Raw genomic sequence first — 5,375 nt, 5'->3', positions numbered from 1 at the left:
CGGCGATGGGGAGCGTGCGTCTGTGAACCGGGAAATTCCCGCGGAAAGCGCCAGAAATGGCGAAATTCCGAAGTTCCAAAAGCCACTCTTCGGAACGACGCCACCTTCCGCCCTGTCAGGTCTCGTTGTTCAGACCTTCCCTAACGCGGTCTCGATGTACACCGCATCCTACGATGCCAACGCGTTGCCGTCAGAGGAATATGTTTTTGGCGCCTTGAAGCACCGGCTGGCCTGGAATACCGACGGCACCCTGGCATTTTTTGCCGATGCAAACGGCGCTACGACGCTCATGTCCAACTGGAAGCGCGGTGTACCACAACGCATCCAGCACCCTGCAACCACCGATCAGCCGAGCGGCTCAGTGGAAACGGCAAGCGTTGACGACAATGGATGGATTCGCACATCCATCGACGTCAATGGAGTCGCCAGTACCTTCGACTACGACGTAATGGGGCGGATGATCCTGCAGACCTATCCCGACGGCGACACGGTGGCCTGGAATGCCACCCGGCAGCTAATGGAGCAGGTGGGGAGCGAGGAATACGGCATCGGCGCCGGACATTGGCGGCAGACCACCAGTACCGGTAACCAACGCAAGTTGACCTACTTGGATGCCCTGTGGCGACCATCGCTGGTGCTTGAATACGATGTCTCAGATCAGGCGGGAACCCAGCGCTTCCAGCGATTCGGCTACGACACCGAGGGTAGGACGGTGTTCACGTCCTACCCAGCGAATGCTAGCAGCATCGCTAGCGGAACCTGGCTCGAGTACGACGCGCTTGGGCGGCAGACATCGGTTTCGCAGGATTCCGAGCTAGGCTTGCTTGTCACCCGCATCGCCTACCTTGATGGTTTCAAGCGACAAACCAGCGACCCCAAGGGGCGGCAACAAACCGAATGGTTCCAGGCTTACGATGCCCCTAGCTACGACTGGCCAGTACGGATCGATCGGCCCGAGGGAGTCTCCACAAGCATTGTCAGGGACGCGTTCGGCAAACCCACCGAAATCGACCGCGGAGGGCCGGCGCAATGAGCCAGCAGATATCGCAGTCGCGCATGCCGCGGATGGCTCACCGGACCAGTCGCTGGCTTGGTGTGCTACTCGCCTTCGTGATCGGGCCTGTCCTGGCGCAGACCTACATCAGCATGCAGTCGCCAGGCAACAACGCCAGCTTCACGGCGCCTGCATCCATCAACGTCGTTGCCGAGGCGTTGGACATCTTGCCGATCGGTCAGGTCACGCTTTACCAGGACGGAAGGCGATCGCCTATAGTTCCGGTGCCGGGCAGATCTCCAAGGTGGTTTCCAACCTTCCTGCCGGGGACTATCAGTTCCGTGCCACCGCAGTGCGCACCGATAAGAGGACAACCCAGTCCACGCCTGTGCGTACCGTCCATGTCGTGGCCCCCGGGAATTTGCGGCCCACCGTGCAACTGCGCTCGCCGACGGGCGCGCCCTTCATCGGCCCGGCGACGGTCACCTTGACCGCCGATGCCGCTGATAGCGATGGTAGCGTAGCGAGAGTGGAATACTTCGCCAATGGCAGTTCGGTCGGTGCCTCCACGTCTGCACCGTATACGGTCACCTGGGGCAACGTCGGGCCAGGGACCTATACGATCACCGCGGTCGCCACAGACAATAATGGCAATACCGGAAACTCCCAGGCTGTCTCGGTTTCGATCACGCAATCGGTCATCCGTGGGAGTATCGACGGATTGTCGAGAGTTGGTGACGGAAGCTACAAGATCCTAGGCTGGGCATGTTCCAGTGGCTGGGCGCCGTCCATCGGCGTGCATCTGTACGCTGGGGGAGAATGGCAATCGGGCACGTTCATCGTCGCGGCGACGTCCAATCTCGCCAGCGAACCCGCCGTCGCCTCGGCGTGTCAGACGTCGGGCAGCGCCTACCGTTTCGCGATTCCGATCAGCGATACCGTGCGTGCGTCCCATCCCGAGCAGGCGATCTTCATCTATGGCTTGTCGCCCGTGGGCGGTTCGAACGATTTGCTCGGTAACTCGGGCAAGTTCCTGATCCCGCGGATGCCGCCGCCGTTGTCGGAGACACGTCGCTACGTGTACGACGCACAGCAGCGCTTGTGCAAGACCATTGAGCCGGAAACCGGCGCCACCGTTATCGGGTACGACAGCGTCGGCAATCTCAGTTGGTCGGCGACCGGATTGAACCTCCCCGACGCTGGTTCGTGCGACCGTGACGCGGCCTATTCCAGCGGGCGGCGTGTCGACCGCGGCTACGACGCGCTGGGGCGCATGACCACGCTGAAATTTCCCGATCGCAATGGTGACCAGGAACTGCATTACGCGGCTGATGGCGTCCCGCTGCAGGTCACCACCTCGAATGCTGGCGGTACGGTCTTGGTGACCAATCGTTATGCCTACAACAAGCGACGCCTGCTGACCAGCGAATCGGTCGAGCAACCGGATTACACCTGGAGTATTGGCTACGGCCACGATGCCAATGGACAATTGGCCAGCCAGACCTATCCGACCGGCCTCGGGGTCAGCTACGCTCCCAATGCGTTGGGGCAGCCAACCTCCGTGCGCGACTCGTCCGGCACGCTCTATGCCAGTGGCCTGCAATACGCCGCCAATGGTGCGTTGCGCCAGTTCACCTACGGCAATGGCGTCATCCACTCGCTGGAATTGAACGCGCGACAGATGCCGTTCCACGTCCGTGATGCCAACGTCAGCGCCTACGAGTATCGTTACGACGAAGTCGGCAACGTGACGGCCATCCTCGACCAGCAACAGGGCGACGGCTATAGCCGCAGCATGAGCTATGACGGCCTGGACCGATTGATCTCGGCGACCTCGCCGAATTTCGGTGGTGGCCAGACCTATCGGTACACCTACGATGGTCTGGACAACATCACCTCGGCCAAGCTGGCCGGGGTGCGTCAGCACAACTACTGGTACGACGCCAACCAGCGGCTGACCAATGTCCTCGACGATGCCGGAGCGACCATCGTCGGGCTGAGCTACGACGCCCAAGGCAACTTGCGCCAGAAGAATGCGCAGGCCTATACATTCGACTATGGCAACCGCTTGCGCGAGGTGCAGGGCAAGGAAACCTATCGCTACGACGCCCAGGGCCTGCGGACCAATGCACTGGATACGGCCGGAAGCCGGTTGAAGGCGCTCTACGGCAAGGCCGGACAGCTGCTGTACGAGGAACGGCGCGGGCAGGGCGCTGTCGAGTACATCTATCTGTCCGGCAGCCTGCTGGCCACCCGCAGCAACGGCGCCGTGACCTACCGGCACACCGATGCACTAGGCAGCCCGGTAGCGACCACCAACGCGGCCGGGCAGGTCGTCGAGCGCACGCAGTACGAACCCTACGGCGCGGCGATCGGCAAGACGGTCGATGGCATTGGCTATACCGGCCATGCGATGGATGGGGGGACCGGACTGATCTATATGCAGCAGCGGTTCTATGATCCGACGATTCCGCGGTTTTTGTCGGTGGACGCGATGGCTGTCGACGCGGCAAGTGCAGGCAACTTCAATCGCTATTGGTATGCGGCCAACAATCCCTACAGATTCACCGACCCGGATGGACGTTGTGAAAAGCCAACAGGCTCGAATATCTGCGCCTATTCCGGAAGTTCGGGTGGCGGCACACAGCGTGCATCAGCGGGAAGCCACCAATCGACGAACGCAGGCAATGGATTTATCTCCGCCTTCACCGACAGGAACTGGCTGACGGGTGATGGAAGTGTCACAGATTTTGGTGCCATTGCGCACGATCTCTGGTACCCGTTGCTCGATATGCCGGAAGGGGCTGGTTTCAAGCTGGCGGGCGGCGGCTTGATGGCGGTCAGGCTTGGTAGGATGGGCGAGGATGCCGTACGAGCCACATACAATATTGGTGGGAAAGGATTTTTTGTCGTAAATGGAAGGCTTCGAATAGCTGACGGCTTGAATAAAGATCTCAGGACAATCAGCGAAGTTAAGAACACGCAGTCCCTAGACTATACTAGGCAGCTAAGAGACTATGTTGATTACGCAAAGCTCAAGGGATTTGATTTTCATCTCTACGTGAGGCCCGGCGCAAAACTTTCGGCCCCACTTCGTCAAGCGGAAGCGGCAGGCGATATTGTGATAAAGGATATTCCATGAAAAAAGATAAATCCGGCTGGATGACTCTTGAGGAGCATCACGCGCAACTTAAGGCTGATGGTAAATGGGACGATTATCTTGCAATGAGGGCGGCCAAGGAGGATGCTCGTCAGAAGGCGATAAAGGAATATGCAGAACAATGTGCTCCTGTGGTTGCTGCATTAAGGCAGGCTGGTATTGATGTAAATTCAATCGGCGAGCTCGGCGAGGATGGCAAGTCTTATCCAGAGGCCGTCCCTGTGCTACTTGAACACTTGGCGTATTCTTATTCGGATGATGTGCGAGAAGGAATGCTCCGAGAATTGGCAACGCCCCATGCACGCAAATACTGGGGTCAACTTGTAGAGATCTTCGAGAACAACACCCTCAGCCTTGCGCCGGAAATCCGTTACGTGGCAGCGCTTGCCTTGAGCGGCGCAGCGGACGATACGGTGCTGGACGATGTGATCCGGTTGTTGGGCGACAAGAGTCTCGGGCTGGATCGCGCTCCGCTGTTGATCGCCTTGATCCGCTCCAAGTCGCCTAAGGCGAAGATGAAACTGCTGGAGTTGCGGGATGATCCTGATCTTGGCAAACAGATCAAGACGTTCCGACGCCTGGAAATGCACCAGAAGGCAAGCCGTGTCCCCTCACATCCCGAATAGCGCAAAGATTTGAATGTCCACCTGTGTACGGGGGCTGGGCGTTTTTGATTCGGTAGTTTCAAACTCAAACGATGCTCGGGTGAGGTGCCCTACAGCAGGGCCGATCAGCTGTTGTACGAGGAACAGTGCGGGCAAGGCACCGTCGAGTACGTCTATCTGTCCGGCAGCCTGCTGGCCACCCGCAGCAACGGTGCGGCGACCTGCCAGTACAGCGATACCCCGGGCAACCCGTTGGCAGCCCTCAACGCAGCGGGATGGTGCGATTGGTTCCAGGTGCTGTTGGAGCGCTGCTGACAGGCCGCCAGCTCGAATTCGCCCGGTTCAGGCGTATTGCATCTTGCGCGACATGCCCCCGTCGACGATGAAATCCTGCCCGGTGACGAAACCGGAGAGCTGCGGCGCGAGCAGATAGACCGCCAGCTGCGCGATGTCTTCGGGCGTGCCCACGCGCCCGGCCGGATGCTGCGCATGGTCCCGACGCGACAATTTCGGGGCCCGCCGGCGCTGCGGCGCGCGCCACGCCTCGGTGCTGATCCACCCCGGGCTGATGCTGTTGACGCGCACATGCGGCCCCTGGTAATCCCCCCACTTTTAG

The 5,375-nt window shown here is 59.9% G+C and carries 4 protein-coding genes and 1 pseudogene; 4 read left to right on the top strand and 1 reads right to left on the bottom strand.

Annotation, left to right across the window (positions count from 1 at the left end):
- The 4 genes from J7367_RS14625 to J7367_RS14610 all read left to right on the top strand — a co-directional run.
- A partial coding sequence (locus tag J7367_RS14625; RefSeq protein WP_209028946.1) for an RHS repeat domain-containing protein occupies window positions 1-1,033 on the top strand: 1,033 nt, incomplete at its 5' end.
- Between the two features lie 349 nt (window positions 1,034-1,382).
- Entirely contained in the window at window positions 1,383-4,136 is a 2,754-nt protein-coding gene (locus J7367_RS14620) for an RHS repeat-associated core domain-containing protein (RefSeq protein WP_209028945.1), read from the top strand.
- Window positions 4,137-4,156: 20 nt separating this feature from the next.
- Window positions 4,157-4,780 (top strand): hypothetical protein, encoded by a 624-nt coding sequence (locus J7367_RS14615; protein ID WP_057664340.1) that lies wholly within the window; start codon window positions 4,157-4,159, stop codon window positions 4,778-4,780.
- 84 nt (window positions 4,781-4,864) lie between these two features.
- Window positions 4,865-5,074 carry a hypothetical protein gene (locus J7367_RS14610; protein WP_057664334.1) on the top strand — a complete coding sequence of 70 codons (210 nt, stop codon included), beginning with the start codon at window positions 4,865-4,867 and terminating at the stop codon, window positions 5,072-5,074.
- Between the two features lie 27 nt (window positions 5,075-5,101).
- On the opposite strand, the pseudogene J7367_RS14605 reads toward J7367_RS14610, so the two are convergent.
- Window positions 5,102-5,356, bottom strand: a pseudogene (locus J7367_RS14605) (SDR family oxidoreductase); the annotation flags it as partial.
- Between the last annotated feature and the right edge of the window lie 19 nt (window positions 5,357-5,375).

Source organism: Xanthomonas sp. D-36-1 (assembly GCF_017746155.1).
GTDB classification, from domain to species: Bacteria; Pseudomonadota; Gammaproteobacteria; order Xanthomonadales; family Xanthomonadaceae; genus Xanthomonas; species Xanthomonas cissicola.
Note: the sequence above shows the minus strand (reverse complement) of the source record. Positions and strands in the feature narration are given on the sequence as shown.

Excerpts from the sequence above, each read along its gene's own strand:
- J7367_RS14615 (WP_057664340.1), top strand. The coding sequence starts at position 4,157 with ATGACTCTTGAGGAGCATCACGCGCAACTTAAGGCTGATGGTAAATGG.